The sequence below is a fragment of the Pseudomonas sp. MDV22-iso1 genome (assembly GCF_058145095.1).
In genome coordinates this window covers 1-26403 of the sequence record NZ_JBYVMF010000001.1, presented here as the reverse complement: position 1 = coordinate 26403, position 26403 = coordinate 1, and the positions used below count along the sequence as shown (strand labels likewise).

At 60.5% G+C, this 26403-nt stretch carries 18 protein-coding genes and 1 riboswitch; of the genes, 14 read left to right on the top strand and 4 right to left on the bottom strand.

Annotated elements, in window-relative coordinates:
• Positions 1-13: 13 nt before the first annotated feature.
• Complete coding sequence (locus tag AC3ZVB_RS00090; RefSeq protein ID WP_162439458.1) at positions 14-835, top strand: HDOD domain-containing protein; 822 nt, start codon at positions 14-16, stop codon at positions 833-835.
• Between the two features lie 38 nt (positions 836-873).
• On the opposite strand, the gene AC3ZVB_RS00085 is transcribed toward AC3ZVB_RS00090, so the two are convergent.
• Together AC3ZVB_RS00085 and AC3ZVB_RS00080 are read right to left on the bottom strand one after the other, a co-directional pair.
• The gene (locus AC3ZVB_RS00085; RefSeq protein WP_162439457.1) at positions 874-2259 is read right to left on the bottom strand and encodes a sensor histidine kinase; all 1386 of its coding nucleotides are present in this window, start codon (positions 2257-2259) and stop codon (positions 874-876) included.
• Positions 2252-2923 (bottom strand): response regulator, encoded by a 672-nt coding sequence (locus tag AC3ZVB_RS00080; protein ID WP_162439456.1) that lies wholly within the window; start codon positions 2921-2923, stop codon positions 2252-2254. Before AC3ZVB_RS00080 ends, AC3ZVB_RS00085 begins: the two co-directional genes overlap by 8 nt.
• Before the next feature lie 385 nt (positions 2924-3308).
• On the opposite strand from AC3ZVB_RS00080, the gene AC3ZVB_RS00075 reads away from it, so the two are divergent.
• The 4 genes from AC3ZVB_RS00075 to AC3ZVB_RS00060 are packed head-to-tail and all read left to right on the top strand — an operon-like array spanning position 3309 to position 7348.
• Positions 3309-4286, top strand: coding sequence for a Bug family tripartite tricarboxylate transporter substrate binding protein (locus tag AC3ZVB_RS00075; RefSeq protein WP_162439455.1), 978 nt, complete (start codon positions 3309-3311; stop codon positions 4284-4286).
• A gap of 60 nt (positions 4287-4346) precedes the next feature.
• On the top strand, positions 4347-4805 hold the full coding sequence (locus AC3ZVB_RS00070) for a tripartite tricarboxylate transporter TctB family protein (RefSeq protein WP_162439454.1): 459 nt from the start codon (positions 4347-4349) through the stop codon (positions 4803-4805).
• 1 nt (position 4806) lies between these two features.
• Positions 4807-6321, top strand: a complete 1515-nt coding sequence (locus tag AC3ZVB_RS00065) for a tripartite tricarboxylate transporter permease (RefSeq protein WP_162439453.1) — start codon at positions 4807-4809, stop codon at positions 6319-6321.
• Entirely contained in the window at positions 6314-7348 is a 1035-nt protein-coding gene (locus AC3ZVB_RS00060) for an AbrB family transcriptional regulator (RefSeq protein WP_490145473.1), read from the top strand. The genes AC3ZVB_RS00065 and AC3ZVB_RS00060 overlap by 8 nt, the downstream gene beginning before the upstream one ends.
• Positions 7349-7441: 93 nt before the next feature.
• Here the strand turns inward: AC3ZVB_RS00060 and ung are convergent, their stop codons facing one another.
• Positions 7442-8134, bottom strand: a complete 693-nt coding sequence (gene ung, locus AC3ZVB_RS00055; protein ID WP_162439451.1) for a uracil-DNA glycosylase — start codon at positions 8132-8134, stop codon at positions 7442-7444.
• A gap of 132 nt (positions 8135-8266) precedes the next feature.
• Between ung and dspII the strand changes: the two genes are divergently transcribed.
• A complete protein-coding gene (gene dspII / locus AC3ZVB_RS00050; protein ID WP_490145472.1) occupies positions 8267-9379 on the top strand; it encodes an enoyl-CoA hydratase/isomerase DspII in 1113 nt (370 codons plus the stop codon).
• Between the two features lie 112 nt (positions 9380-9491).
• Here dspII and AC3ZVB_RS00045 read toward each other — a convergent pair whose 3' ends face one another.
• The gene (locus AC3ZVB_RS00045) at positions 9492-9944 is read right to left on the bottom strand and encodes a hypothetical protein (RefSeq protein WP_194691132.1); all 453 of its coding nucleotides are present in this window, start codon (positions 9942-9944) and stop codon (positions 9492-9494) included.
• Between the two features lie 429 nt (positions 9945-10373).
• A riboswitch (guanidine-I (ykkC/yxkD leader) is annotated at positions 10374-10474 on the top strand.
• A gap of 61 nt (positions 10475-10535) precedes the next feature.
• Here AC3ZVB_RS00045 and AC3ZVB_RS00040 point away from each other — a divergent pair.
• The 8 genes from AC3ZVB_RS00040 (at position 10536) to AC3ZVB_RS00005 (ending at position 25808) form a co-directional block, all read left to right on the top strand.
• Positions 10536-11603 carry a putative urea ABC transporter substrate-binding protein gene (locus AC3ZVB_RS00040; RefSeq protein ID WP_194691133.1) on the top strand — a complete coding sequence of 356 codons (1068 nt, stop codon included), beginning with the start codon at positions 10536-10538 and terminating at the stop codon, positions 11601-11603.
• Between the two features lie 16 nt (positions 11604-11619).
• Entirely contained in the window at positions 11620-12435 is an 816-nt protein-coding gene (locus AC3ZVB_RS00035) for an ABC transporter permease (RefSeq protein WP_162439448.1), read from the top strand.
• Between the two features lie 19 nt (positions 12436-12454).
• Positions 12455-13243, top strand: coding sequence for an ABC transporter ATP-binding protein (locus AC3ZVB_RS00030; RefSeq protein ID WP_162439447.1), 789 nt, complete (start codon positions 12455-12457; stop codon positions 13241-13243).
• 12 nt (positions 13244-13255) lie between these two features.
• Positions 13256-13981: an urea amidolyase associated protein UAAP1 gene (locus tag AC3ZVB_RS00025; RefSeq protein ID WP_490145471.1), complete on the top strand. Its 726-nt coding sequence runs from the start codon at positions 13256-13258 to the stop codon at positions 13979-13981.
• A gap of 11 nt (positions 13982-13992) precedes the next feature.
• The gene (locus tag AC3ZVB_RS00020) at positions 13993-14634 is read left to right on the top strand and encodes an urea amidolyase associated protein UAAP2 (RefSeq protein ID WP_490145470.1); all 642 of its coding nucleotides are present in this window, start codon (positions 13993-13995) and stop codon (positions 14632-14634) included.
• Positions 14635-14941: 307 nt separating this feature from the next.
• A complete protein-coding gene (uca, locus tag AC3ZVB_RS00015) occupies positions 14942-18646 on the top strand; it encodes an urea carboxylase (protein ID WP_490145469.1) in 3705 nt (1234 codons plus the stop codon).
• 25 nt (positions 18647-18671) lie between these two features.
• Positions 18672-20450 (top strand): allophanate hydrolase, encoded by a 1779-nt coding sequence (gene atzF, locus AC3ZVB_RS00010; RefSeq protein ID WP_490145468.1) that lies wholly within the window; start codon positions 18672-18674, stop codon positions 20448-20450.
• Positions 20451-21038: 588 nt separating this feature from the next.
• Positions 21039-25808, top strand: a complete 4770-nt coding sequence (locus AC3ZVB_RS00005; protein ID WP_490145467.1) for an RHS repeat-associated core domain-containing protein — start codon at positions 21039-21041, stop codon at positions 25806-25808.
• The last annotated feature ends 595 nt before the right edge of the window (positions 25809-26403 follow it).

Here is a 26403-nt window from a genome sequence, read left to right as displayed (position 1 = left end):
CTGGAAAGACGAAATGAGCGAGCTGGCGGATAAGGTCCAACAGGATTTGGTGGCGGCCATCAACAACGATGATCTGGTTCTGCCAACACTACCGGAAGTGGCCCTGCAGATTCGCAAGGCCGCTGAAGACCCGGAAATCAGCGTCAGCGCCCTGAGCAAAGTGATCGGCCGCGATACCGCGTTGTCGGCGCGACTGATCAAGGTCGTCAATAGCCCCCTGCTGCGCGCGACTCAGGAAGTGACTGACCTGCACACGGCCATCACTCGCCTGGGCGTCAATTACAGCAGCAACCTGGCCATCGGCCTGGTCATGGAACAGATTTTCAATGCCCGCTCTGAAGTGGTTGAGCAGAAAATGCGCGAAGTCTGGCGCAAGAGTCTGGAAATTGCCGGCATCAGCTATGCACTGTGTCGCCGCTACACCCAGCTCAAACCGGATCAGGCAGCACTTGGCGGGTTGGTGCACCAGATCGGCGTACTACCGATTCTCACGTACGCTGAAGATCACAACGAATTGCTGGCCGACTCCATCAGCCTCAACCACGTGATCGACCAGATACATCCGTTGATCGGCGACAAACTGCTCAGGGTCTGGGACTTCCCGGAAAAGCTGGTGAAGTTGCCAGGACAGTACCTGGACTTTCAGCGCGATTCCGAGCGAGTGGATTACGTGGATGTGGTGCAAGTTGCGAGTTTGTACTGCCACAAGGGCACCGACCATCCGATTGCGCGAGTGAATGCGTTCGACGTGCCGGCGTTCAAGAAACTGGGAATTGACCCTGACAATCTGGCTGTCTGCCAGGATCTGGAAGCATCGCGCTCGATGTTTTACTGATCACTGTGGCGAGGGACAGCGCCCTTGCCACAAAACCCTCACCCCGCAATAAAACTCACCCGCACCTTCAACCCGGCCTGCTCGCCATCGTGCAGGCTGATCTGCGCCAGGTGCGCACGACAGATCTCCCCAACAATCGCCAACCCCAATCCCGAGCCGGCCACTTGCTGATTGCGCCGATAAAAGCGCTCGAACACGCGCTCGCGCTCTTCGAGTGGAATGCCAGGGCCATCGTCCTCAACCTCCAGTACCGCAGGCGGCGTCACCCGCAAAATCACGTTACCGCCCGGTGGCGTGTGGGCCAGCGCGTTGTCCACCAGGTTGCTCAACAACTCATTCAACAGCGTCGGCTCACCGCGCAGCCACACCGGCTCGTCCGCTTCCAACGCCAACGCCACCCCGCGCGCATGAGCCAGTGGCGCCATGGCCATGCCCAACTCGCGAGCCAACTGACTGAGGTCGAGTAATTGCGCGCCACCTTCGGCAATCGCACGCGCCCCGTTTTCAACCCGCGCCAGCGACAGCAGCTGATTGGCCAGGTGCGTCAGGCGATCTGTGCCCTGGGCCGCCGTTTCCAGGGTGCTGCGCCACGTCTGCGGTTCGGTTGAACGCAGGCCCAATTCAAGTCGCGCCTTGAGCGCTGCCAAGGGTGTACGCAACTCATGGGCGGCATCGGCAATGAACTGCGCCTGACGCTCGAACTGTCCGCGCAGCCGTTCGGTAAAGTGATTGAGCGCGCGCACCAATGGCCCTAGCTCATGCTGCACTTCCACCAACGGCAACGGCCGCAAATCGTCCGGCTGACGCTCTTCCACTGCGGTGCGCAAACGTTCCAGCGGACGCAATGCCGCACTGACCGCAAACCACACCATCAGCAGCGCACCGATCGCCAGCATCCCTAACCGCAGCAACGTATCCGCCGCCAGGCTGCGCGCCATGCTGACCCGTGCCTCATCGGTTTCTGCGACACGAATCTCCGCCATGCCGTTCATGTTCGGCTCGCTCACCGGTTTGAGCAGGCTGACCACTCGGACGTTCTGGCCCTGATACTTGGCGTTGTAGAAGCGCGCCAGTGCGGGATAGTCATCCGTGCGAGGTGTTCCCGGCGGCGGCGGTGGAAGGTTTTCGTACCCGGAAATCAAATTCTGGTGGATGTCGTTGACCAGGTAAAAAATGCGCCCCGCACTGTCGTAAGCGAAGGTATCGAGGGCCACATAAGGCACATCGGCGCTGAGCGTACCGTCACGCTGCGAAACACCAGCGGCGATGGTTCGCGCGGAGGCCAGCAACGTGCGGTCATAAGCGGTGTCGGCGGCTTCGCGCCCGTTCCAGTAAGCACTCAATCCACTGGCCAGCATCAACACCACCAGCAACAGCGCGAGGTTCCACAGCAACCGCCAACGCAGGCTGCTGGGCTTATGCATCACGACTTTCCAGCAAATAGCCGAGACCGCGGAAGGTCACGATGGCGACCGGGTGGCCGTCGAGTTTTTTGCGCAAACGGTGGACGTAGATCTCGATGGCATCCGGGCTGGCTTCTTCATCCAGCCCGAACACCTGGGAGGCCAGTTGCTCTTTGCTCATCACCCGACCGGGACGCGCGATCAACGCCTCAAGTACGGCTTGCTCGCGGGAAGTCAGCGTCAGCAATTCTTCGCCGAGGGTGAAGCGCCGGGTGTCCAGATCATAGGCCAGCACCCCGCAGGTCTGCTGCCGTTCACCGCCCAGCACACTGCGCCGCAACAAGGCTTTGACTCGCGCTTCGAGCTCCGTCAGTTCGAAAGGTTTGGCCAGGTAGTCATCGGCGCCCAGGTTCAAGCCATGTACCCGATCCTTCACGTCGCTGCGCGCGGTCAGCATCAATACCGGCAAGTTTTTACCGCGAGAACGCAGGCGCGCCAGCACTTCGAATCCGTCCATGCGCGGCAGCCCGACGTCGAGAATTGCCATGGCATATTCCTCGCTGCTCAAGGCCAGGTCAGCGGCCACGCCATCGTGCAAAACGTCCACGGTCAGCCCTGTGCCCTTGAGCGCCTGAGCGACACTTTCAGCGAGCTGCAGATGGTCTTCGACGAGCAGGACACGCATGGATCATTACCTCATTCAGGGATGGTCGACGCCATTCTTTGGCGCGAAGTTTACAGCCGCATCCGTCGCTGTGAAGCCCGAAAACCGTGAAAGGTTGCTGAAAGGTTAGCGAAAGGTTGAGCCGTTAGAGTCGGCCCACGGATGGTTTCGACTGCAAGCCATCAACTCGTGCTTTGAAATGTAGCTCCCGAAAAACGCCTTGATGCGTTTTCGCCAATAAGAACAATAACCGAGGTACTGCACCATGCCGTTATTACAGCGCCAGGCTGTCCCGCCCTACCCTTTCCCTGAATCTCCACCGCTTGCCAGCGCCGCTACCGGTTGCACGGTGCGAACCCGCCTCGCCTGACTCATCTCGAAAAACAATAACTCCTGTGGAGACATCATGAATCGATCACTGCGCCGTTTCGCCCTCGCCGCCAGCTGCATGCTGTTTGCCGGCCAACTGATGGCCGAACCAAAACGCCCGGAATGCATTGCCCCAGCCTCGCCAGGTGGTGGTTTCGACCTCACCTGCAAACTGGTGCAGAGCGCGCTGGTCAACGAAAAGCTGCTGAGCAAACCAATGCGTGTGACCTACATGCCCGGTGGTGTAGGCGCCGTGGCCTACAACGCAGTGGTCGCTCAACGTCCGGCCGACGCCGGCACTCTGGTGGCGTGGTCCAGCGGTTCATTGTTGAACCTGGCGCAAGGCAAATTCGGTCGTTTCGATGAGAACGCCGTGCGCTGGCTGGCCGCCGTCGGCACCAGCTACGGCGCTATCGCGGTGAAAAGCGATTCGCCGTACAAGACCCTGGACGACCTGGTCCAGGCGCTGAAAAAAGACCCGAGCAAAGTCGTCATCGGTTCCGGTGGAACCGTCGGTAGCCAGGATTGGATGCAAACCGCGCTGATCGCCAAAGCAGCCGGCATCAATCCGCGCGACTTGCGTTACGTTGCCCTCGAAGGCGGCGGTGAAATCGCCACGGCACTGCTCGGCGGCCATATCCAGGTCGGCAGCACGGACATCTCCGACTCCATGCCGCACATCCAGAGCGGCGACATGCGCCTGTTGGCCGTGTTCTCCGAAAAACGCCTGGACGAGCCGGAAATGAAAGACATTCCGACGGCTAAGGAGCAGGGCTACGACATCGTCTGGCCAGTGGTTCGCGGCTTCTACCTCGGGCCAAAAGTCAGCGATGAAGACTACGCCTGGTGGAAAGACGCCTTCGACAAACTCCTCGCTTCCGAAGAGTTCGCCAAGCTGCGCGATCAGCGCGAACTGTTCCCGTTCGCCATGACCGGTCCGGAGCTGGACACGTACGTGAAGAAGCAAGTGTCGGATTACAAAGTGCTGGCCAAAGAATTCGGCCTGATTCAGTAATCGCCTCTGTCCAGCGGCTGCGTCCCCGATGATCGAGGGGACGCGGCACAGGAGTTCCCCATGCTCTTACAACGCATTTTTGCTTCGGTGCTGTTGCTGGCCTGCGTCGGCCTGGCACTGATGGCATGGCCGTATCAGGCCGCTTTTTCCTACGAACCGGTGGGGCCTCGGGCCTTTCCACTGCTGATGCTCGGCCTGATGGGCCTGGCGCTGCTGTACATGGTATTTCGCCCGGCGCCGATCAAGCACGACGCTGACGAACCCCCGATGGACCGTGAAACCCTGACCAAAATCGCGATTTGCGTCGTGCTGCTGCTGGTATTCGCCGGCACCTTCGAACCGCTTGGGTTCATTGTGGCCAGCATCCTGGTCGGCATTCCGATGGCACGCCTGTATGGCGGTCGCTGGGTGCCCAGCACAGTGATCATCAGCCTGATGGCGATCGGTCTCTACCTGCTGTTCGACAAGTTGATGGACGTGCCGCTGCCTCTGGGCCTGCTCGACGTTCTGGAGAACTGATATGGATACTCTTGGTTATTTGGGTCAGGGTTTCGGCGTTGCGCTGAGCCCGTACAACCTGGTGACAGCGCTCTGCGGCACCCTGATCGGTACGGTCGTCGGCCTGTTGCCGGGCCTGGGACCGATCAACGGCGTAGCGTTGTTGATCCCGATCGCATTCGCCCTTGGCTTGCCGCCAGAGTCAGCGCTGATTCTGTTGGCAGCGGTGTACCTGGGCTGCGAATACGGCGGCCGGATCAGCTCGATCCTCCTGAACATCCCGGGCGAAGCCTCCACCGTGATGACCACCCTCGACGGTTACCCGATGGCCCGTAAAGGCCTGGCCGGCGTGGCACTGTCGCTGTCGGCGTGGAGCTCGTTCATCGGTGCGTTCATTGCCACCTGCGGCATGGTGCTGTTCGCGCCGCTGCTGGCGAAATGGGCGATTGCCTTTGGGCCGGCGGAATACTTCGTGCTGATGGTCTTCGCGATTGTCTGCCTGGGCGGCATGGCCGGCGATCGTCCGTTGAAGACGTTTATTGCCGCCTTGATCGGCCTGTTCCTGTCCACGGTCGGGATCGATGCCAACAGCGGCGTGTATCGATTCACCGGGGACAACATCCACCTCACCGACGGTATTCAATTCGTCGTACTGGTGCTGGGCCTGTTCTCTATCAGTGAAATTCTCCTGCTGCTGGAAAAAACCCATCACGGCCAGGAAGCGGTGAAAGCCACCGGACGGATGATGTTCAACTTCAAGGAAGCCTCGGCGGTGTTCGTGGTGAACCTGCGTTGTGGCGTGCTCGGCTTCATCATGGGCGTACTGCCCGGCGCCGGTGCAACACTGGCCAGCGCTGTGGCCTACATGACCGAGAAACGCATCGCCGGTGCCAAAGGCACGTTCGGCCAGGGCGACATGCGCGGCCTCGCGGCACCTGAAACCGCCATCGGCGGCGCAGCGTGTGGCGCACTGGTGCCAATGCTGACCCTCGGCGTTCCGGGTTCGGGTACCACCGCGGTGATGATCGGTGCGCTGTCGCTGTACAACATCACCCCGGGTCCCCTGCTGTTCCAGCAACAACCGGACATCGTCTGGGGCCTGATCGCGTCGTTGTTCGTCGCCAACATCATGCTGGTGATCCTCAACATCCCGATGATCCGCATCTTCACCCGCATCCTCGCTGTGCCGAACTGGGCACTGGTGCCCGTTATCGCGATCATCACCGGCATCGGCGTCTACGCGGTGCATGCGACCACGTTCGACTTGTTCCTGATGATCGGGATCGGCATCTTCGGTTACATCCTGCGCAAGCTGGACTTCCCGCTGTCCCCGGTGCTGCTGGGCTTCATCCTCGGCGGCCTGATGGAACAGAACCTGCGTCGCGCCTTGTCGATTTCCAACGGTGCACTGGAAATCCTCTGGTCGAGCCCGATCACGTTCGGTGTCTGGGTACTGACCGCAGTGATGTTGCTGATGCCGCTTCTGCGGATCTGGCGCAAACGTTCTGTCGCCCGGCGCGTTGTGGCCGATGTCTGATCGCACACCGTTCAACGCCTGGTGGGGTACGCCGCTGGTCGGCGCGCTGGGCGGTTACCTGGCCAGTCTGATCGGCTGGCCATTGCCGTGGATGGTCGGGTCGTTGCTGGCGATCATCCTGGTGCGCTGCCTGACACCCTGGCAGCTGGCGGAAATCCCTGGTGGCCGCAAATGCGGCCAGTGGGTGGTCGGTATCGGTATCGGCCTGCACTTCACCCCTGTGGTGATGGAGCAGGTGCTGAGCCACTTCGGTTTGATCTTCTTCGGTGCGTTGGTCACCAGCCTGTCCGCCGTGGTCGGGGTCTGGTTGATGCGCCGTACCGGTGAAGATCGCGCCACCGCGTTCTTTTCCAGCATGCCTGGCGGTTCAGGCGAGATGGTCAACCTCGGCGCCCGCAACGGTGCAGTACTCAGCCGCGTCGCGGCCGGGCAAAGTTTGCGGGTGTTGGTGGTGGTTCTGTGTGTACCGGCAGCGTTCAAGTATTTGCTGGGCGACGGAGCACCGGTGTTTCACCCTTCCGCCGTCAACTGGTGGTGGCTGGCGGTTCTTTTCCCGGCAGGTGCCTTGGCTGCCTGGCTGTGGGAACGTCTGCGTCAACCCAACCCGTGGCTGTTCGGCCCTTTGCTGGTGAGTGCGGCGGTGAGCGTTGGTTGGGATCTGCACATCGGATTGCCCGACGGCGGCAGCCAGATCGGCCAATGGCTCATCGGCAGTGGCCTGGGTTGCCACTTCAATCGACAGTTTTTCCGTCGCGCACCATCGTTCATGGGGCGCACCTTGATCGGCACGGTGCTGACCATGTTGATCGCAACCGTGGCGGCGCTGGGGTTGAGTGCGCTGACCCACCTGGATTTGCGTTCGCTGACACTGGGCATGATGCCCGGCGGCATTGCCGAGATGAGCCTCACGGCGGAGACCCTGCAACTGTCGGTGCCGTTGGTGACGGCGATGCAGGTGATGCGGCTGTTGTTTGTGTTGTTTCTGGCGGAGCCGTTGTTCAAGTACTGGAACCGTAGTCCAGAGTAAAGACCGAGTTGAAATCATCGCCGGCAGGCGGGCTCCCACAGGTTTTGTGAAAACCATAGACCAATGTGGGAGCCCGCCTGCTGGCGATGCTTTTCAAACCGGCGGCAACCGCCACTCAATCGGCGTCTCGCCATTCTGCTCAAGAAATTTATTGGTCCGGCTGAAATGCCCGCAACCCAAAAACCCACGATAAGCCGACAGCGGCGACGGATGCACCGACGTCAGCACCAGGTGCTTGGTCGCATCGATCAGTTTCTGTTTACTCTGGGCATGCGCGCCCCACAGCATGAACACCAGATGCGGCTGATGCTGGCTGACCACCTCAATGATCCGGTCCGTAAAAAACTGCCAGCCCTTGTCCTTGTGCGCATTGGCACTTGCCCGCTCCACCGTCATGGTGGTGTTGATCATCAGCACGCCTTGATCAGCCCAGCTTTGCAGGTAGCCATGGCTCGGGATGTCGATGTTCAAGTCGCGCTTCAACTCTTTATAGATGTTCACCAGCGAAGGCGGCGCCGGCACGCCCGGCTGCACCGAGAAACACAAGCCATGGGCCTGGCCCGGGCCGTGATAGGGATCCTGCCCCAGGATGACGACTTTCACCTTGTCCAGCGGTGTCGAGTTGAGCGCATTGAAAATCATCGGTCCCGGCGGATAGATCTCCTTGCCCGCCGCACGTTCCTGTTGCAGGAAGTTGCGCAACTCTGTCATGTAGGGCTGGTCGAACTCAGCACGCAGTGCCTCCTTCCAGCTCGGTTCGAGTTTGATACGGTCGTCAGCAGTCATGGTTACATCCGGCAAAAACAATGGGGCGAACCCTAAGAAGGCCCATCACGCTTGTCAATTGATCTGACGCAGAACCGGCACTTTCTTGCACAGCGATCATACTGAACGCTCAAATTCCCGATCGAGGTCACGATGAATCTGCACTTCGAAGAACTCACCGGCACCGACGGCGCGCGCATCGGCGTTGCCAGCCTGGATGCCGAAAAGTCCCTGAACGCCCTGTCGTTGCCGATGATCAACGCCCTGAGTGATCAACTGGACGCTTGGGCCAAGGAACCGCAAATCGTCTGCGTGCTGGTGCGCGGCAACGGGGCCAAGGCATTCTGCGCCGGCGGCGAAGTCCGTAGCCTGGTAGAAGCCTGCCGCGCGCATCCGGGTGAAGTACCGCCCCTGGCTGCACAGTTCTTTGCGGCGGAATACCGATTGGACTTCAACCTGCACACCTATCCCAAACCGCTGATCTGCTGGGGACACGGCTACGTGCTCGGCGGCGGCATGGGTTTGCTGCAAGGGGCGAGCATCCGGATTGTCACGCCCAGCAGTCGCTTGGCGATGCCGGAAATCAGTATTGGCCTCTACCCCGATGTTGGCGCCAGCTGGTTCCTGTCCCGCCTGCCCGGCAAGCTCGGCTTGTTTCTCGGTTTGACCGGTGCACACATGAATGGTCGCGATGCCATTGATCTGGACCTGGCCGACCGCTTCCTGCTCGATGAACAACAGGAACAGCTGATTGAAGGCCTGCTGCAGTTGAATTGGCAGGAGCAGACATCAATGCAGCTCAACAGCCTGCTCAAGGCCCTGCAACAGGAAGCCCTTGGGCAAATGCCCGAGGCTCAATGGCTGCCCAGACGCCAGCAAATCGACGAGCTTCTGGATGTCAGCGACGTACGTTGCGCCTGGAAGGCCATCAGCCAACAGCGCGATCACACGGACCTGTTACTCAGTCGCGCCGCCCGAACCATGAGCGAAGGTTCACCGCTGACCGCGCACCTGGTGTGGGAGCAGATCATCCGCGCCCGACACCTGTCGCTCGCGCAGGTTTTCCAGATGGAATACACCCTGAGTCTCAACTGCTGCCGACACCCCGAGTTCAGCGAAGGCGTGCGGGCGCGATTGATCGACAAGGATCAGAAGCCGCACTGGCATTGGCCAGACATCAACACCGTGCCAGATGCTGTGGTCGAAGCGCACTTCCACAAGGCTTGGGAAGGCCGGCATCCTTTGGCGGATCTGGGGGAATACTGAACGAAATGTGGGAGCGAGCCTGCTCGCGATGACGGCGTATCAGCCAACTTTAAGGTCGACTGATACATCGCAATCGCGAGCAGGCTCGCTCCCAAATGGATTTTTCTACAACCTAGCGATGACCACCCCGTCCACCATTGTCACCACGGCCGTTGTGATCGCCTCGTCCACCGTGATTATTGTTACGCCCGCCCCCTCGATAGTCATTGTTCCCACCGCGATTGCGGCCGTCCCACCCATGATTCTGATGAGCCCGATAATGCGCCCGTGGCGCCGACTGGTAATAGCGCGGTGCCGGTTGATAAACCCGCGGCTGGTGGTAATACCGGGGGGTTGGCTGGTAGTACCGCGCCGGAGGGGCGTAGTACCGGCGAGGCTGGGTGTAATAACCTCCACCACCCGAATAGTAGGTGGCGCCACTTGAGTAATAGGCAGGTGCTGGCGAGGTGTAGACCTCGGAACTGTAGTAGCTGGATCCTCCGTCGGAATAAGGCACGCACGCCCCTAAGGACAATCCCACTACTGCAATAAGAAGAATTCGGCGGAGCTGTTTTCGACAGAGCATGGCGGCCTCCTGGACCGCGAGTGAGCCATACCAGCGACGCTGGCAGGCGACAGTCAATTATTCGGTGACTGTCGAAAGATAAGACATCGATTTCAGAATCTGGTGCGCCCCAGCAACAAGTTGAAACATCTAGCCGATGAAAGGTTTTTCATCCATTCACTCGCTGATTGATGGTGCTGGCGGCTGTATCCACCGCTGAAATGACGCGGCGCGTTCAATGTGGATTGGCTACAGGACACCGCCCCTCGTATCAGCAGTGTGGACGTTCCATTGCAGTGCACCTCTGCACCATCCCAAGGCAATCAACCCTGCATCCCTTATCGACTACGCATCTGAACGCCCACGCTAGAGCCTTCAGACGGACTTGGCACGCCTCTCGCTTTAACAATCCCGTGCAGGAGTCACTACAGGTTCGCGGCACCACAATTTGCAATGGCTGACTAGGGTTCCGGCTCGCTAAGGCGAGTGACTGGTCCGAGAGTTGGCGACCTCCAGTTGAGGTTACACGGCGGGACAAAAGCCCGGGAGACAAGCCACCGCTAGCGGTGCCGCGTTGCCTCCTGTCCGCCCTTGATCAACTGGAGAACCACCATGTCCCAGCTTCGTTTACCCACCCTGCTCGCCGCTGCATTCGCAGCCGTTGTGAGCTTCTCATCCCAAGCCGCACAAAAAGACCACTTCAGCGTCTGCTGGACGATCTATGCCGGCTGGATGCCCTGGGAGTACGCGGGCAGCCAAGGCATCGTCGACAAATGGGCGAAGAAATACGGCATCAAGATCGATGTGGTGCAGCTCAATGACTATGTCGAATCCATCAATCAATACACTGCCGGCCAGTTCGACGGTTGCACCATGACCAACATGGACGCGCTGACCATCCCGGCGGCCGGCGGCGTCGACAGCACCGCGCTGATCGTCAGCGACTTCTCCAATGGCAATGACGGCATCGTACTTAAAGGCGAGGGCAAAAAAGTCACCGACCTAAAAGGCATGGACGTCAATCTGGTCGAACTGTCGGTGTCCCACTACCTGCTCGCCCGGGCGCTGGATTCCGTCGATCTCGCCGAGAAAGATTTGAAAGTGGTGAACACCTCCGACGCCGACATCTCGGCGGCTTTCAACACGGATCAAGTCAACGCCGTCACCACCTGGAACCCGATGCTCTCGGACATCAAGGCCAAGCCCGGTGTGACCGAAGTCTTCAACTCCAGCCAGATCCCCGGTGAAATCATGGACATGATGGTGGTCAACAGCGCCACGCTCAAAGACAACCCGGCCCTGGGCAAAGCATTGACCGGTGCGTGGTTCGAAGTGGTCGAGTTGATGAACGCGAAAAATGCCGCCAGCAAAGCTGCGCTCGAACACATGGCCAAAGCCTCAGGCACCGATTTGGCCGGCTTCCAGTCCCAACTCGACACCACCAAATTGTTCGCCACACCGCAGGAAGCCCTCGCCTTCACCACCAGCAAACAGCTGCCGGACACCATGCGCAAGGTCGCCGAATTCTCGTTCCAGCACGGCTTGCTGGGTGAAGGCGCGAAAGACACCAGCGCCGTCGGCATGACCTTCGCCAACGGCGTGACCAGCGGCGACAAAGCCAACCTCAAGCTGCGCTTCGACCCGAGCTACGTGCAAATGGCGGCCGACGCCAAGCTGTAATCAGGAGGACATGGCCATGCGCCTGATCAATCGCCACCCGGATCGCCCGAGTCGCCTGTTACTGGTGATCCTGCCCTTCGCCCTGGTGCTGTTCGCCTACTTCATGGGCTCGGCAGAGCGGCTGATGGACAACCCCAACGACAAGCTGCTGCCCAGCGCCGTGCAAATGACCGACGCGGTCAAACGCCTGGCGTTCACTGCGGATACCCGCACCGGGGATTACCTGCTGTGGCAGGACACCGCGTCCAGCCTGCGACGCTTGGCTATTGGCCTGGGCATCAGCGCGATTGCCGGACTTTGCCTGGGCATCGCCGCCGGCACGCTACCGCTGTTTGGGGCGCCGCTGTCCCCCTTGCTGACGGTGCTGTCGATGGTGCCACCGCTGGCGATCCTGCCGATTCTGTTCATCGTGTTCGGGCTGGGCGAATTGTCGAAAGTGATGCTGATCGTGATTGGTATCACCCCCTGCCTGGCCCGTGACCTGGAACAGCGCGCCCGGGAAATTCCGGTCGAACTGCTGATCAAGGCCCAGACCCTCGGCGCATCCACCTGGACCTTGATGTTGCGCGTGGTGCTGCCTCAACTATTGCCGCGCCTGTTGATCTCGTTGCGCCTGATGTTGGGCTCGGCGTGGTTGTTCCTCATCGCCGCCGAAGCCATTGCCTCCACCGACGGTCTCGGTTACCGGATTTTCCTGGTGCGCCGTTACCTGGCAATGGACGTGATCCTGCCGTACGTGGTGTGGATCACCCTGCTCGCCTGGCTGATGGATTGGGGCCTCAAGCGCCTGACCCGGCGTGCGTTCCCCTGGCACGAAGGTGCCTCCAAATGAGTTCCGAAGGAGCCCGCGCATGAGCTTCATCACGGTGAAAAACGTCTGGCAGCAATACGCCGATCAGGTGGTGCTCGAAGGCTTGAACCTGAACGTCAACGAAGGGGAGTTCTGCACCCTGGTCGGCGCATCCGGGTGCGGTAAGTCGACCTTCCTGCGCCTGTTGCTCGGCCAGGAACGCGCCAGTCGCGGAGAGATCCTGCTCGATGGCCAAGCCCTCGCCAGCGAACCGGATTCCAGCCGTGGCGTGGTGTTCCAGCGCTACTCGGTGTTCCCGCACCTGACAGTGCTGGACAACGTCGCCCTCGGCCTGGAGCTGCCCCGCTCGCCGTTACTCGGTCGGTTGTTTGGCAGCGCCAAAAAAGACGCCCGCGAACAGGCCTCGGTACTGCTGCACAAAGTCGGCCTCGGTCATGCGCTGGACAGGTATCCGGCGCAGCTGTCCGGCGGCATGCAGCAACGACTGGCCATCGCTCAGGCGCTGATCATGAAACCGCGGGTATTACTGCTCGACGAACCCTTCGGCGCCCTCGATCCGGGCATCCGCAAAGACATGCACGGCCTCCTGCTGGAGCTGTGGCGCGAGACGCAATTGACGGTGTTCATGGTCACCCATGACCTGTCCGAAGGCTTCAGCCTGGGCACGCGTTTGCTGGTATTCGACAAGGTCCGCGTCGACCCGCACGCCCCCGGCGCCTATGGCGCGCGCATCACCTACGACATCCCTTTGAACAGCGACCGCCGCGTCAATCGCGCCGCCGTCGATGCCTTGCCGACGCCGTTGGCAGGCCTGCTTCGTACCGCTTAGAGGAGTTTGCACATGACTGATTCGACCCAACTGTTCCCGGTCTTCGCCGAAGAAACGCTCCCTGGCGGTGGCCATCGTTCTTTCATTATGAAGCGCGACCAACTGCTGCGCCTGACCGACCTGCGCGGCGGTGCCAATGTCAGCCTGACGTTGCTCAACGCGAACGAAAAAACCGAGCGCCTGAACCTGCCCGACAGCCTCAAATGCCAACACACCGCCAAGCTCACCACCGGCCATTGCCTGTACTCGGACATGGGCCGCGTGCTGGCCGCCATTACCGCCGACACCTGTGGCTGGAGCGACAGCCTCGGTGGCGTGCTCTGCGCTGAAGAAGTCGCGCAAAAATACGGCGCCGGTCGCTATCAGGAACTGCGTAACGGTTTCTTCCGCAACGGCACTGACAACCTGCTGGTGGAGCTGGGCAAATGGGGGTTGGGCCTGTCCGACTTGCTGATGACGCTCAATCTTTTCAGCCGAGTCAACGTCGATGAGGCCGGGCATTTTCACTTCGTCGAGGGCAATTCCAAGGCCGGTGACTACATCGAGTTGTACGCCCCCATGGACACGCTGGTGGTGCTCACCGCTTTGCAACACCCGATGGACCCCTCCCCTGACTACGCACCAAAACCCTTGAAGCTTAGCTGGATGAAGGCGGACGCCAGCGTCGCCGAACACTGCCGCACCTCGCGCCCGGAAAACGAGCGCGGCTTCATCAACACCGACCGTCTGTTCGCCTGAGGATCGCTGCCATGTCACTCGCTATTGCAACCGCACAACCACAGCCTGAAAACGCGGTGTATCGCGCCACGGTCCCGGCAGGTGAACCCTTCCTGACGGAGGTCAAGGCTGGCCAGACCCTGCGCATCCTTGATCTGGAAGGCAATCAAGCCGTCGACACCCTGTTCTACAGCGTGGCCAATCCGAAAGAACGCTACGACGTACAGCGCACGTTGCGCCGGCAGAACAGCGTCTACCTGAGCACCGGCAGCGTGCTCTATTCCAACCTCGGCAAACCGATGCTGACCATCGTCGCCGACACCTGCGGACGCCACGACACCCTAGGCGGCGCGTGCGCCCAAGAGAGCAACACCGTGCGCTATGCCCTGGAAAAGCGCTACATGCACAGCTGCCGCGACAACTACCTGCGCGCCTGCGTCCACGATGGTCGACTGGGCAAGGGCGACATCGGGCCGAACATCAATTTCTTCATGAACGTACCGGTCACGGCGGACGGCGGACTGACCTTCGAAGACGGGATTTCAGCGCCAGGCAAATACGTCGACCTGCGCGCCGAGATGGACGTGATTGTGCTGATTTCCAACTGCCCGCAACTGAACAACCCCTGCAACGCCTACAACCCGACCCCGGCGGAGATCCTGGTATGGAACTGAAAATGACGCGGTTGCGTAAATGGCTGTTCACCCTGTGCCAGGCCCGCTCCGGGCAGTGCCTGAAAAAGTAAAAACACCGCAGTCCCCCTGTGGGAGCGAGCCTGCTCGCGATAGCGGTGTGGCAGTCGACATCCATTTTAAATGTGCCGACGCCATCGCGAGCAGGCTCGCTCCCACAGGGGACTGCGGTGTTCTGAAGAGAATTGTTTTTGCCGCCCGAGGACGACCCCGGCGCTTATCGAAAAACTGCGGGACGGCCCGCATCCCAGGTCGAGGCTGATGCGCAATCGCCTCCGGGGGTTATGCCATGTTCGAAAAAGTCCTGATTGCCAACCGTGGCGCCATTGCCTGCCGCATTCTGCGCACCCTGCGTGAACTGCAGGTCAAAGGCGTCGCCGTGTATTCCGAAGCTGACGCTGCCAGCCTGCACATCCTGCAGGCCGATGAAGCTCACAGCCTCGGCGAAGGCGCTGCCGCTGGCACGTACCTGGCCGTCGACAAGATTCTCGCCATCGCCCGGGCAACCGGCGCCACGGCGATCCATCCCGGCTACGGCTTCCTCTCGGAAAACGCCGCGTTCGCCGAAGCCTGCGAAGCGGCCATCATCGCGTTCATCGGCCCGACGCCAGAGCAACTGCGGGTGTTCGGCCTCAAGCACACCGCACGCGCCCTGGCCAAACAGCATGGCGTGCCGATGCTCGAAGGCACCGAGCTGCTCGACAGCCTCGACGCGGCATTGATTGCCGGCGAACACGTCGGCTATCCGGTGATGCTCAAAAGCACCGCCGGCGGTGGCGGCATCGGTATGCGCGTCTGCCGCAGCGCGGCGGAATTAAGCGAATCCTTTGAAACGGTCAAACGTCTTGGCCAAAACAACTTCAGCGACGCTGGCGTGTTTATCGAGAAGTACATCCAGCGCGCCCGCCACCTTGAAGTCCAGGTGTTCGGCGACGGTCGAGGTGACGTCATTGCCCTCGGCGTGCGCGATTGCTCCGTCCAGCGTCGCAATCAGAAAGTCCTTGAAGAAACCCCAGCGCCCAACCTGCCCGACGGCATGGCCGACGCGCTGTGTGCCGCAGCGATCAAGCTGGCCAAAGCAGTGAACTACCGCAGCGCCGGCACCGTGGAGTTTGTGTTCGACAGCGAAGCCCAGCGTTTCTACTTCCTTGAAGTGAACACTCGTTTGCAGGTCGAACACGGTGTCACCGAACAAGTGTGGGGCGTGGATCTGGTGCGCTGGATGGTGGCGCTGGCGGCCGGTGATCTGCCGCCCCTGAGCGAACTGAGCCAAGGTTTGAAACCCGATGGCCATGCCATCCAGGCACGCCTCTACGCCGAAGATCCAGGTCGGGATTTCCAGCCAAGCCCAGGCTTGCTGACGGCCGTTCATTTCCCTGCCGCCGATGGTAAACAGTTGCGCATCGACACCTGGGTCGAGGCAGGTTGCGAGATCCCGCCGTACTTCGATCCGATGATCGCCAAGGTCATCTGCTGGGCGCCGACCCGGGCAGAAGCAGCCGCCGATCTGCATCAGGCATTGGGCGACAGCGTGCTGTATGGCGTGGAAACCAACCGCGATTATCTGCGACAGATCCTGCTCGACGCGCCCTTTGCCAGCGGCCAGCCGTGGACTCGCTGCCTGGAAGATCTGGTCTATCAGGCCAACACGTTCGAGGTGCTCAGCGCGGGGACCCAAACCAGCGTGCAGGACTATCCCGGTCGTCTTGGTTATTGGGCCGTGGGCGTTCCGCCGTCCGGGCCGATGGACAGTCGCGCGCTGCGTTTGGGTAATCGTCTGCTGGGTAACGACGAAGGTGCCGCGGCACTCGAAATCACCATGAGCGGGCCGTTGCTGCGCTTCAATTGCGAGGCGGTGGTGGCGGTCACCGGGGCCGTGATCCCGCTGGCGTTGAACGGCGAAAAAGTGTCGATGAACACCACGCTGCTGATTCCGGCGGGCGCTACGTTAAGCCTCGGCACGATCGCCGGCGCGGGCGCTCGCAGCTATGTGTGCGTGCGTGGAGGCCTTCAGGTACCGGATTACCTGGGCAGCAAAAGCACCTTTACCCTTGGCCAGTTTGGTGGGCACGGAGGACGTGCCCTGCGGGCGGGGGATGTGTTGCATATCCCTGTTTTGAGCGACCGTCAGCATGGTGAACATCTGCCCGAAGAACAGGTCACCGAGCTGCCAGGCGTACGGCAAATCCGGGTGATCTACGGCCCCCACGGCGCGCCGGAATACTTCACCGAAAACTACATCGGCACCTTCTTCGCCACTCAGTGGGAAGTGCATTTCAACTCCAGCCGAACCGGTGTGCGGCTGATCGGACCGAAGCCGCAATGGGTGCGGGCTGATGGCGGCGAAGCCGGGCTGCATCCGTCGAACATTCATGACAATCCGTATGCGATCGGCGCGGTGGATTTCACCGGCGACATGCCGGTGATCCTCGGCCCGGACGGTCCCAGCCTGGGCGGTTTTGTCTGCCCTGTCACAGTCATCGAAGCGGACCTCTGGCAACTGGGGCAACTCAAGGCGGGCGACAAAGTGCAGTTCCTCCCCGTCGACCTGAAGACTGCCCGTAACCTTGCGACACAACGCTTTTGTGGCGAGGGAGCTTGCTCCCGCTCGAGTGCGAAGCAGTCGCCAGGTCTATCAGAAAAAACGGGGGATCAGGACTTGGGGCCGCTTCGCGACCCAGCGGGACGGTGCGACGATTCGACAAGCTCGCTCGCCACAGGGTTTGTGCTCCCCCAGGCGGTCGTGTCGCCTGTTGTGCTGGATTTGGGCCAGGACGATACCCGGCTGGTTGCACGCCTCTCCGGCGACACGCATCTACTGCTGGAAATCGGCGCCCCCGAGCTCGATCTCGTGTTGCGCTTTCGCGCCCACGCCCTCATGCAGGCACTGGAAAGCAAACACCTGCACGGTGTGATCGACCTGACGCCAGGCATCCGCTCACTGCAAGTGCACTACCAACCCGAACAACTGCCGCTGGCGGATTTGCTTGGCATCGTCGCCGGTGAATGGGACGCCGTGTGTGCCGCCAGGGACCTGCAAGTCCCGTCGCGCATCGTCCATCTGCCCCTGTCATGGGATGACCCTGCCTGTCAGCTGGCCATCGAAAAATACATGACCACCGTGCGCAAGGACGCACCGTGGTGCCCGAGCAACCTGGAGTTCATCCGCCGCATCAACGACCTGCCCAATCTCGACGAAGTGCAGCGCACAGTGTTCGACGCCAGCTACCTGGTCATGGGCCTGGGCGACGTCTACCTCGGCGCCCCGGTCGCCACGCCCCTCGACCCGCGGCACCGCCTGGTGACCACAAAATACAACCCCGCGCGCACCTGGACCGCCGAGAATTCGGTGGGCATCGGCGGGGCCTACATGTGCGTGTACGGCATGGAAGGTCCCGGCGGATATCAGTTCGTCGGTCGCACTTTGCAGATGTGGAACCGCTATCGCGAAGTCGCCGCATTCGATGGCAAACCGTGGTTGCTGCGCTTCTTTGACCAGATCCGTTTTTACCCGGTCAGCGCCGATGAACTGCTGCGCATCCGCCGGGATTTTCCGCTCGGGCGTTTCGATTTGAACATCGAACACAGCCAGCTGAACCTGGCGGATTACCAGGCGTTCCTGGCGAAGGAAGCCGAGACCATCGCCGCGTTTCGCGATCAGCAAAAAGGCGCCTTCAACGCCGAGCGCGAGCGCTGGATCGCCAGTGGCCAGGCGCATTTCGACAGTGAAGAACTCACCCCCGAGGTGACCGAGGATGCACCACTGGCCAGCGGTCAACAGAGCGTCGACAGCCACATCGCCGGCAACCTCTGGCAGGTTCAAGTTGAAACCGGCAGCCGGGTTCAGGCCGGCGACGTGCTGGTGATTCTGGAGTCGATGAAGATGGAAATTCCGCTATTGGCACCCATGGCTGGCGTGGTGCGCGAGATTCGCGTGCAACCGGGTTCGGCGGTGCGCGCCGGGCAGCGTGTCGTGGTGCTGGAACTCGACTGAAACCATTTCTAAAAGGATCAATGCCATGAACATCAATCTGCAACTCGACGCCCTGCGCAATGCCTACCGCGACGGCAGCGTCACGCCTCGGCAACTGCTGCTGAGCCTGCGCGACAAAGCCGCAGCGTTGAACCCGGACTATCACCTGTTCATCCACTTGCTCAGCGTCGAAGAACTGGAGCCCTATCTGGCCGCCCTCGATGATCAAACCATCGACAGCTTGCCGTTGTTCGGCGTGCCGTTCGCGATCAAGGACAACATCGATTTGGCGGGCATCCCCACCACCGCCGCGTGCCCGGCATTTGCCTATGTGCCAGAGCGCTCGGCGACCATCGTCGAGCAGTTGCTGGCGCTGGGGGCGATCCCGTTGGGCAAGACCAATCTCGACCAGTTCGCGACCGGCCTCAATGGCAGTCGATCTCCCTACGGCGCCTGCCCCAACAGCGTGTTGCCGGAGTATCCATCGGGGGGTTCCAGCGCCGGGTCTTCGCTGGCCGTGGCACTCGGTGTGGCGAGCTTTGCCCTAGGCACCGACACGGCGGGCTCGGGGCGAGTACCGGCGGCGCTGAACAATCTGGTCGGACTGAAAGCCAGCAAAGGCTTGATCTCCACAGCGGGTGTCGTACCCGCCTGCCGCACGCTCGATTGCGTCACCACCTTTACGGCGACCGCTCGAGAAGCCAGCCAGCTATTGGCGCTGACCGCGCAGCTTGATCCTCGGGACGAGTACAGCCGCAGCAACCCGCTGTGGAATGACGGCTCGGCGTTCGGTACGCCTCATCCATTTCGTTTCGGAGTACCCCGTGCGCAGGACCTGCAATTCTTCGGCTGCCCCGAAGGTCCGCTGTTGTTCGGTGATGCCATCGATCAGCTCAAGGCTTTGGGTGGTGAAGCGGTGGAGCTGGATTTGTCGCCGTTCCTCGAAGCCGCCCGCCTGCTCTATGAAGGGCCGTGGGTCGCCGAACGCTACAGCGTCGCCGGGGAGCTGATGGAGACCCATCCCGAAGCCGTGCTGCCGGTGATTCGTGCCGTGCTGGCCAAGGCGCCGGCGGTGACCGGCGTACAAACGTTCCGCGCGCAGTACCGCCTGCAAGCCCTCAAGGCGCTGTGCGACAAGGCACTGGAGGACCTCGATTGCGTCATCACGCCAACCATCGGCCGCCCGGTGACGCTAGCCGAACTGGAAGCCGAACCCGTGCTGCGCAACTCGCAATTGGGTTACTACACCAACTTCATGAACCTGCTCGACTACGCGGCCGTCGCCGTGCCGAGCGGCTTGATGGGCAATGGCTTGCCGTGGGGTGTAACGCTGTTCGGGCGGGTATTCACCGACCAGTATTTGTTGAGCGTGGCGGATGCGTTGCAGCGTCACCAAGGTTCAACGCTATCAGCACCAACGACGGTCGCCCGCAACGACCGCGCACGGCTGGTGGTATGCGGGGCGCATCTGGATGGCCTGGCGTTGAATTGGCAACTGAAACGGCGTGGGGCCACGTTGGTCGAGACGACCCACAGTTCGCCGGACTATCAGTTGTACGCACTGGCCGGTGGGCCGCCCTTTCGCCCGGGTATGGTTCGGGTGAAAAACGGCGGCGTGGCGGTTGCAGTGGAGGTGTGGGAATTGCCGAGCAGCGAACTGGGCTCATTCCTGACCGGAATCCCGGCGCCATTGGGATTGGGCAAGGTGCAACTGGCGGATGGGCGCTGGGAGAGCGGGTTCATTTGCGAAGGGTACGGGCTGGAGGGGGCTGTGGATATCAGTCACTTCGGAGGGTGGCGCGCGTACCTGAAAAATCTGCAGTGATCCCGAGGTTCCCCCTGACCCTGTGGGAGCTGGCCTGCCAGCGATGGCGGAGTATCAGTCGACTAGTGCTTTGACCGGCACACCGCCTTCGCGAAATTCACACAGAACCCTGTGGGAGCTGGCCTGCCAGCGATGGCGGTGCGTCAGTCACAGCAGCATTAACTGACACACCGCCTCCCGCGAAACTCTCACAGTTCCCTGTGGGAGCTGGCTTGCCAGCGATGGCGGTATGTCAGTCACAGTTGTGTTGACTGATACACCGCCTTCGCAAAATTCACACATAACCCTGTGGGAGCTGGCCTGCCAGCGATGGCGGTGTGTCAGTCGACTAGTGCTTTGACTGGCACACAGCCTTCGCGAGCAAGCCCGCTCCCACAGTCGTTTTGTGCGCATGGAAATAGTGTGATTTTTCAGCGCCAATCGTTTCATCCTCGCCATTCAGCGAATCTTCCTACCAACCACACCTCCCCCGCCTGACTTCTTTCCCCGCTGATCCCCCGCACAGTCTCCCGCGCCATTTTTCCTGCGCGAGGGACTGCTCATGTTCGACCCGATTGTGTGTTCGCCTGCGTTCGAAGCGCCGCGCTGATGGAACACAGCGCACGCATTGAGCAGGCACTCGACGACTTCCCCAACACCCTGACGCTGTATCGCCAGCAGCTCGATCACTGGTTCAGCCGTGCCGCCGACACCGTCAGTCACGCGACGGATCTGCCGTCGCTGATGGACATGGATCGGCGGATCAAGCTCGGTGATAGCACCACGGTGGTCGGTCGTCGCGATGACGATTTTATCTCCACGGTGGCGCAGTGCCCGAGCGGCGGGATTCTGCTGATCGAGAGTACGTTCGAGTCGGTGTATGACATTCCGTTGGGGAACATTCAGGTTGATGTGATAGCGGTCGAGGGTGGCGAGCGCAAGTCGGTCACGCTGGATGAGCACGGCAAGGGAGAGTTCGAAGGTATTCCCGGGAAGTTTTACCGGGTGCATGTGCAAAGTGCGGTGACGAAGGATCAGGTTGATGCGCTGTTCAAGTCTTACGACGGACTGACCGGGCAACTGGAAGACTGGCTGCGTAAGGAGTGGCAGGGGTTCAAGCCGCAGTGGTCGCAGTCGGTGTTTGCGGCGGCGGGGAACGGCATGCTGGCCGGGAGTTGGGCCGCGATTGTTGGGGTGTGGGACACCATCAGCCTGGTCTTCGACATTCTTAAGGATCCTGAAAAATACCGTGAGCGGCTGGGCAGCAGTGCGCAATCGCTGATGGATCTGGCTCGAGAGTCCCCCGCAGCAATGGAAAAAGCCATGCTGCTGGCGAGTGATGAAGCGGTGCTCATTTTACTGCTGCGAACTGCCAGTCTGTGGTGGGAGATGCTGCCGCCCAGTGAGGTGGCGGGTGCCACAGGAGAATTAATCGGACAGGTCCTCATCGATACGCTCATCGCGCTGGCGCTTGCGAGCACCGGGGTAGGAATACCAATCGCTGCGGCCTATCTGGCATTTCGCGGACTGAAGTACGGTTCGGTGTTGGCCGGCCTTGCGCTGCGATTCGTCAAGGCGACTTTTCACACCCTTAACTCGATCACCCAATACGTCCACGACTACAAAGCCGCCGCCGCACGCGGCATCGCGGCCGGCGCCAATCAGGGTCGCCTGCTGCTGAACTGGAACGCCCGCAAGAACACCACCCTCAAGCAGAACGAACACCGCGACGACGCCTCGAAACAAGCGAAAAACCCCAACGGTGACAGCGCTGATTCTGTATCAAAAACCGCGACTAACAAGTGCCCGGTGTCGATGGTCACCGGCGAAGAACTGCTGACCCTCACCGACGGCACGCTCGACGGCGTCCTGCCCTTCGACTTCACCCGCCTCTACCGCACCAGCGCCGCCGAGCTCGATGTCGGCCTGGGTTTCGGCTGGAGCCACAGCCTGTCCCATCGCCTGGAAATCGTCGGCGACGAAGTCATCTGGATTGATCACGAAAACCGTCGCACGCCTTTTCCCTTGCCGAACAACGAACGCCCGGCGATCCACAACAGCCTGTCGCGGGCGGCGATTTTTCTCGGTGATGCGGCCGAAGAACTGATCCTTGCCCAGGCCGGCGACGCACCGCGTTTTTACCATTTCATCAACGGTCGCTTAAGCGCGATCAGCGATGCCTACGACAACCGCCTGCACCTGACCCACGACTACCACGGCCGTCTCGAGCGCGTGGACAACGGCGCTGGTCGCGCCTTGCTGCTGCGTTACGACCGTCGCCACCTGATCGCCGTCGACTATCAGCGGTTTACCCCGGCGCCCACCGTGGCCCAGGGCTGGGTGACCGAGCAGACGCTGGTTCGTTATCGCTACGACGAGCACCAGCAGCTGATCGAAGCGACCAACGCCGCCGAGGAGAGCGAGCGTTATCGCTATGACGAGCAGCACGTGATCCTGCAGCGGCAACTGGCCGGTGGGGCGAGTTTCTTCTGGGCGTGGGAGAGGTCTGGCAAGGCGGCCCGCTGCATCCGTCACTGGGCCTCGTTTGCGCAGATGGATGCGCACTACGTCTGGGATGATCAGGGCAGCGTCACGGTCAAGAATTTCGATGGCAGCGAAGAGGTGTACGTCCACGATGATCGGGCGCGGCTGGTGCGCAAGGTCGAGCTGGATGGCGGCGAACACCTCAAGTCCTACGACGATCAGGGTCGTTTGATCGCCGAGCAGGACCCGCTGGGCGCGGTTACCGAGTATCACTACGACGAGGCCGGACGGCTGGTGGCGCTGATTCCGCCAGAAGATGCGCCGACGGCCTACGAATACCGTAACGGTTTCCTGCACGCGCGCTTTCGTGGCAAGGCCGAGTGGAAGTACCTGCGCAATGCCCAAGGCGATGTCACCGAGGCCATCGACCCCGACGGTCACGCCACGCACTACCGCTACGACGCGCAGGGTCGCTTGCTATCGATCCGTTACCCGGATCACAGCCGTCATCTGTTCGTCTGGAACGCGCTGGGCCAGCTCGTTGAAGAAACCCTGCCAGAAGGTGGCAAGCGGAAGTTTTCCTACGATGCTTTGGGGCGGAGGATTACCCAGGAGGACGAACACGGCGCCGTCACGCACTCGCAGTGGGATGCCGTCGGCCGACTGATCCACAGCACCTCCCCCTCCGGAGCCACCTGCGCTTACAGCTACAACGCCTACGGCACGCTCACCTCTGCCACCGATGAGCTGGGCCAGGTCACGCGTTACGAGTACGTCGAGGACCTGCACCTGGTCAGCCGCCGGGTCAATCCGGACGGTTCGCAGCTGCAATATCGCTACGACAACGCACAGTTGCTGCTGACGGAGATCGAGAACGAGGCCGGCGAAAAGTACCTTCTGGACTACACCGCCAACGGACTGATCCGACAGGAAACCGGCTTCGACGGTCTGCGCACCGCCTACGAATACGACCTCAACGGGCACCTGCTGGAGAAGACCGAGTTTGGCGAGGACGGCTCGCAACTGGTCACCGGGTATACACGCGATGCGGCCGGACGTTTGCAGGTCAAGACCCTGCCCGATGGCACCTCCGTTACCTATCACTACGACAGCCTCGGCCGTCTGACCAGTGTCGACGACGGTCACGACCACCCGCTGGAATTCGAATACGACCGCCAGGATCGGCTGATCACCGAACACCAGAGCTGGGGCACCTTGCGCTATGGCTACGACGCCAGCGGCCAGCTCAACCGCCTGCGCCTGCCGGACAACAGCGTCCTCGATTACCACCACGCGGCGGGTGGCGCCCTGACCGGCATCGACCTTAATGGCGCCCGGCTGACGGCACACCACTTTACCGGTGGCCGCGAACAGCAACGCCAGCAGGGCCTGCTGCTCAGCGACTATGCCTACGACGATCAAGGTCGCCTGACCGCCCACGCCATCGGCAAACCGCAACAACCCCTGTATCGCCGCGATTATTCCTACGGTGCCAACGGCAACCTCGAACTGATCTCCGACACCCGTCACGGCCGCCGCAGTTACCAGTACGACCCGCTAAACCGCCTGACTAGGGTCAACCACGCCCGCGACGACGACCCGGAAACCTTCGCCCACGACCCGGCGGGCAACCTGTTCATGCAAGACCGCGTCGGCAGGCCGTCCGTCAAAGGCAACCGCCTGTTGATGCAGGGCGACCGCCACTACGACTACGACGCCTTCGGCAACCTCATCCGCGAACGCCGCGGCACCGCACAAAAACTCGTCACCGAATACCGCTACGACTGCCAACACCGCTTGATCGGCCTCACTCGCCCCGACGGTCAAACGGCCAGCTACCGCTACGACGCCTTCGGCCGCCGCATCGCCAAAACCGTCGACGGCCTCACCACCGAGTTTTTCTGGCAAGGCGACAACCTCGTCGCCGAAAGCAGCAAAAACCACTACCGCAGCTACCTCTACGAACCCGGCAGCTTCCGCCCACTGGCCATGCTCGACGGCAAAGGCCCACGCAAGGCTTGCCCGTTCTACTACCAACTCGACCACCTCGGTACGCCGCAGGAATTGACGGATTTCAGCGGCGAAATCGTCTGGACGGCGAAGTACAACGCCTACGGCAAACTCAGTCGTCTTCAACACGGCGGCGGTGAGCAGCTGGAGCAGCCGCTGCGGTTTCAAGGGCAATACTTCGACGCCGAAAGCGGCCTGCACTACAACCGGCATCGCTACTACAATCCGGATGTTGGCCGGTATTTGACGCCCGACCCGATCAAGCTGGCGGGTGGGTTGAAGCAGTACCAGTACACGCCGAATCCGACGGGGTGGGTGGATCCGCTGGGGTTGAGTTGTCCGCCGCCGGGTAAGACTGGGTGTGGTGCGCCGGATGATGTCACTGGCGTAACGGTTGATGAAGGCGCGCCTGGACTGCCGAAGCTGACTCGTGAGGAACGACGGGCGCGGATTGATGAGTTGGCTGAGGCTAATGCATATCGAGAATTGAAAAAAATGGAAGATTCCATAATAGGTGCCCACTTCGTGGAAAAACATGGCAAGCAAACCACGTTGGAATCTCAGCGTGAGCGTGTAACTTCTGGTCGAAATCCAACAACGGGAGAAATTGAAAGGTATCAGAATGGAAATAAGGCAGGCGAGCCGATGATCCCCCCTGCCGCCACACACTTTTTGAGCCACCGCGATCAATTAAACGCCATATATAGAGCGAAATTAATTTTCCGACAAACCGATCTACAAACATCACGTAGACCTATAGACATGGGAAAAATAATTGGAGAGGGGTATAAGCGCGACGGTCTGGAGTATGGTCAGCAGACCAAAGCCATTGTCATATTGAATAATAGCGGCCACCCTAAAACTTCTTTCACGGATTTCGACTAGTGAAAAATAACTTTAACATCGCAGATATACGCAGCCTTCTTTTTGTTTTCGACATAGAAAACACCTACGACGCAGAAAGAGAAACTATTATAGCTTCAAAAAACGTAAACAATGAGCGAGAGCTCACCGAGATGTTTGACATCTTAATGGAACCAGAATTTCTTGCTTACACCTCTAAAGAAAGAGACTCTCTAATATGCACAATCGAGTATTTTCTACGCGAGAGTGATACTTTTGATCGGGTATTCGAGAAAATGACAACCTATTTCGACGACGAAGTTGTCAACCGAAAGGCATTTATGGAAGTACTTCTTCGCTGCCTACGACGATACCAAGAAAACAATCATAATTAACTAGAGTGCGGCTTAATTAAACTCACGTTACCAATATTAAATTTTCGTGACTTCCGCGAAATCGATCCTACAACCAGCGATTTTTCCGGACAATCTCGTCGGAAATTTCCTTCAATTTCTAGCGGTGTTCATGAACTGGTGCGAGATGGGTTCCATCGATAGTCTTCGATGGTCGCTGCAATTGCAGCGAGTGCGATCCACGAACCCCACATTCCAAGCCAATAGCTGACGGCTGATGCTGT

Coding starts and splice junctions, on each gene's coding strand:
- AC3ZVB_RS00080 (WP_162439456.1), bottom strand. CDS start 2,923: ATGCGTGTCCTGCTCGTCGAAGACCATCTGCAGCTCGCTGAAAGTGTC.
- AC3ZVB_RS00065 (WP_162439453.1), top strand. CDS start 4,807: ATGGATACTCTTGGTTATTTGGGTCAGGGTTTCGGCGTTGCGCTGAGC.
- AC3ZVB_RS00035 (WP_162439448.1), top strand. CDS start 11,620: ATGCGCCTGATCAATCGCCACCCGGATCGCCCGAGTCGCCTGTTACTG.
- AC3ZVB_RS00030 (WP_162439447.1), top strand. CDS start 12,455: ATGAGCTTCATCACGGTGAAAAACGTCTGGCAGCAATACGCCGATCAG.
- AC3ZVB_RS00060 (WP_490145473.1), top strand. CDS start 6,314: ATGTCTGATCGCACACCGTTCAACGCCTGGTGGGGTACGCCGCTGGTC.
- dspII (WP_490145472.1), top strand. CDS start 8,267: ATGAATCTGCACTTCGAAGAACTCACCGGCACCGACGGCGCGCGCATC.
- AC3ZVB_RS00090 (WP_162439458.1), top strand. CDS start 14: ATGAGCGAGCTGGCGGATAAGGTCCAACAGGATTTGGTGGCGGCCATC.
- AC3ZVB_RS00025 (WP_490145471.1), top strand. CDS start 13,256: ATGACTGATTCGACCCAACTGTTCCCGGTCTTCGCCGAAGAAACGCTC.
- atzF (WP_490145468.1), top strand. CDS start 18,672: ATGAACATCAATCTGCAACTCGACGCCCTGCGCAATGCCTACCGCGAC.
- uca (WP_490145469.1), top strand. CDS start 14,942: ATGTTCGAAAAAGTCCTGATTGCCAACCGTGGCGCCATTGCCTGCCGC.
- AC3ZVB_RS00085 (WP_162439457.1), bottom strand. CDS start 2,259: ATGCATAAGCCCAGCAGCCTGCGTTGGCGGTTGCTGTGGAACCTCGCG.
- AC3ZVB_RS00070 (WP_162439454.1), top strand. CDS start 4,347: ATGCTCTTACAACGCATTTTTGCTTCGGTGCTGTTGCTGGCCTGCGTC.
- AC3ZVB_RS00075 (WP_162439455.1), top strand. CDS start 3,309: ATGAATCGATCACTGCGCCGTTTCGCCCTCGCCGCCAGCTGCATGCTG.
- AC3ZVB_RS00040 (WP_194691133.1), top strand. CDS start 10,536: ATGTCCCAGCTTCGTTTACCCACCCTGCTCGCCGCTGCATTCGCAGCC.
- AC3ZVB_RS00005 (WP_490145467.1), top strand. CDS start 21,039: ATGGAACACAGCGCACGCATTGAGCAGGCACTCGACGACTTCCCCAAC.
- ung (WP_162439451.1), bottom strand. CDS start 8,134: ATGACTGCTGACGACCGTATCAAACTCGAACCGAGCTGGAAGGAGGCA.
- AC3ZVB_RS00020 (WP_490145470.1), top strand. CDS start 13,993: ATGTCACTCGCTATTGCAACCGCACAACCACAGCCTGAAAACGCGGTG.
- AC3ZVB_RS00045 (WP_194691132.1), bottom strand. CDS start 9,944: ATGCTCTGTCGAAAACAGCTCCGCCGAATTCTTCTTATTGCAGTAGTG.